Source organism: Labrys sedimenti (assembly GCF_034424805.1).
GTDB classification, from domain to species: Bacteria; Pseudomonadota; Alphaproteobacteria; order Rhizobiales; family Labraceae; genus Labrys; species Labrys sedimenti.
Window position 1 is genome coordinate 1 of sequence record NZ_JAXOUF010000057.1, and the last position, 2,845, is coordinate 2,845.

The 2,845-nt window shown below is 68.8% G+C and carries 3 protein-coding genes; all 3 read right to left on the minus strand.

Annotation, left to right across the window (positions count from 1 at the left end):
• A partial coding sequence (locus U1R88_RS35260; protein WP_322435526.1) for an NAD(P)(+) transhydrogenase (Re/Si-specific) subunit beta occupies positions 1-1,220 on the minus strand: 1,220 nt, incomplete at its 3' end.
• Between the two features lie 10 nt (positions 1,221-1,230).
• Positions 1,231-1,719 (minus strand): NAD(P) transhydrogenase subunit alpha part 2, encoded by a 489-nt coding sequence (locus tag U1R88_RS35265; protein WP_322435527.1) that lies wholly within the window; start codon positions 1,717-1,719, stop codon positions 1,231-1,233.
• Between the two features lie 135 nt (positions 1,720-1,854).
• Positions 1,855-2,845: NAD(P) transhydrogenase subunit alpha (locus U1R88_RS35270; protein WP_322435528.1), on the minus strand; the 991-nt coding region annotated here is incomplete at its 5' end.

Genomic DNA, 2,845 nt, shown 5'->3' on the forward strand with positions numbered 1-2,845 from the left:
GGGTCGGTCTTGGCGGCGGGGTTGGTGACGTCGTTGGCGCCGATGACGAAGGCGACGTCGGCCTGGGCGAACTCGGCATTGATATCTTCGAGCTCGAACACCTCGTCATAGGGCACGTTGGCCTCGGCCAAGAGCACGTTCATGTGCCCGGGCATGCGGCCGGCGACGGGATGGATGGCATAGGAGACGTCGACGCCTTCCTCCTTGAGCTGGTCGGCCATCTCGCGCAGGGCATGCTGGGCCTGCGCCACCGCCATGCCGTAGCCGGGCACGATGATGACCTTGCCGGCATTCTTCATGATGAAGGCGGCATCGTCCGCCGAGCCCTGCTTGACCGGGCGCGTCTCCGGGCCCTTGCCGCCGCCGGCGGCCGCCGCCGCATCCCCGCCGAACCCGCCCAGGATCACCGAGATGAAGGAGCGGTTCATGCCCTTGCACATGATGTAGGACAGGATGGCACCCGAGGAGCCCACCAGCGCCCCGGTGATGATCAAAGCAAGATTGCCCAGGGTGAAGCCGATGCCGGCCGCCGCCCAGCCCGAATAGGAGTTGAGCATCGAGACCACCACCGGCATGTCGGCCCCGCCGATCGGGATGATGATCAGCCCGCCCAGCACCAGCGCGGCGATGACGATCAGCCAGAACAAGGTATGGCTGGCCGAGAGCACGAAGGCGATGATCAGGGCGACCAGCAGGGCGGCCAGGGCCGCATTGATGACATGGCGGCTGGGCAGCATGATCGGCGCGCCGGACATGTTGCCGTTGAGCTTGGCGAAGGCGATCACCGAGCCGGTGAAGGTGATGGCGCCGATGGCCACGCCCAGCGACATCTCCACCAGCGACTGGGCCTCGATCCCGCCGCCATGGGCGATGCCGAAGGCGGCGGGGGCATAGAGCGCGCCGGCGGCCACGAACACCGCGGCCAGGCCGACGCCCGAATGGAAGGCGGCCACCAATTGCGGCATCGCCGTCATCGCCACCCGCTTGGCCACCACCGCGCCGAGCCCGCCGCCGACGGCAAGGCCTGCGACCACCAGGAGCCAGCCCGACACGCCCGAGGGCGGCGACACCGCCAGCGTGGTCAGCACGGCCAGGCCCATGCCGATCATGCCGAAGCGGTTGCCCTGGCGCGAGGAGGTCGGCGAGGACAGCCCGCGCAGCGCCAGGATGAACAGCACGCCGGCGACGAGATAGAGGAATTGGGTGAGATTCACGGACATGGACGCTTCCTCACTGGCCGGCGCCGGCGGCCGGCTTGGCCCCGATGCTCTTGGTCTTGTCCTTGGGCTTGTACATGGCCAGCATGCGCTCGGTGACCAGGAAGCCGCCGAAGATGTTGATGGAGGCCAGCACCAGAGCCAGGAAGCCGAAGCCGCGGGCCCACCACGGCCCGCTCTCGTCCCCGGCCAGGGCGACGCCGACCGAGAGCAGGGCGCCGACCACGATCACCGAGGAGATGGCGTTGGTCACCGACATCAGCGGGGTGTGCAGGGCGGGGGTGACCGACCACACCACGTAATAGCCCACGAAGATGGCGAGCACGAAGATGGCGAAGCGGAAGACGAAGGGATCGATCGCCCCGCCGGTGGCGGCATGGGCGACGCCCCCCAGCGTGGCGGCGAGCTGGTCGGCATAGTCCTGGGCATGTCTGGCGGCCTCGCCGGCAGCCTGCGCGGCGGCCTGGGCCTTGTCGAGAAGCTCTTGGGGCGTGTCGGCCATGTCGGTCTTCCTCGATGGGATGGATCTGATTGGGGGCGGACCTTCAGATCCGCCTCTTGATGAGATGCAGTCCGTTTCAGGCGGGCCCCCGCTCCATCTCTCGATGGAGCTGAAGACCCGCCCGCCAAAGATCCGTCAGGCCGGCTGCGGCTGGAAGGAAGGATGCACCACCGCCCCGTCCTTGGTGAGGAGGGTGGCCTTGACCAGCTCGTCCTCCCAATTGGGCGCCAGCACCTTGTCCTTCTTGTCGACCAGCGTCTCGACGAAGGCGAAGAGATTGCGGGCATAGAGCGAGGAGGCGGAGGCGGCCAGGCGCCCGGGCACGTTGAGATGGCCGATGATCTTGACCCCGCCCGGCGTGACCACGACCTCGCCGGGGCGGGCGCCCTCGACATTGCCGCCGCGTTCCACCGCCAGGTCGACCAGCACCGAGCCGGGCTTGAGGCTGACCACCATCTCGGCCGAGACCAGGCGCGGGGCGGGCCGGCCGGGGATCAAAGCAGTGGTGATGACGATGTCCTGCTTCTTGATGTGCTCGGCCACCAGGGCGGCCTGCTTGGCCTGGTATTCCGCCGACATCGGCTTGGCATAGCCGGCTGATGTCTCGGCCTGCTTGAATTCCTCGTCCTCGACGGCGACGAACTTGGCGCCGAGCGAGGCGACCTGTTCCTTGGCGGCCGGGCGCACGTCGGTGGCGGTGACCACCGCGCCCAGGCGCCGTGCCGTGGCGATGGCCTGCAGGCCGGCGACGCCAGCCCCCATCACGAAGACCTTGGCGGCGGGCACGGTGCCGGCGGCCGTCATCATCATCGGGAAGGCCCGGCCGAATTCGGCGCTGGCATCGATCACCGCCCGATAGCCGGCGAGATTGGCCTGGGAGGACAACACGTCCATCACCTGCGCCCGGGTGATGCGCGGCATCAGTTCCATGGCGAAGGCCGAGACGCCCGCCTGCGCCAAAGCGGCGAGCGCCTCGTGCTGGCCGTAGGGGTCCATGATGGCGAGCACCAGGGCGCCCCTGGGATAGGCAGAAAGCTCGTCCGCCCGCGGGCGGCGTACCTTCAGGACAACAGCCGCACCCGCCAGCGCCTCGGCATTGGAGGGCGCGATCGTCGCGCCGGCCTGC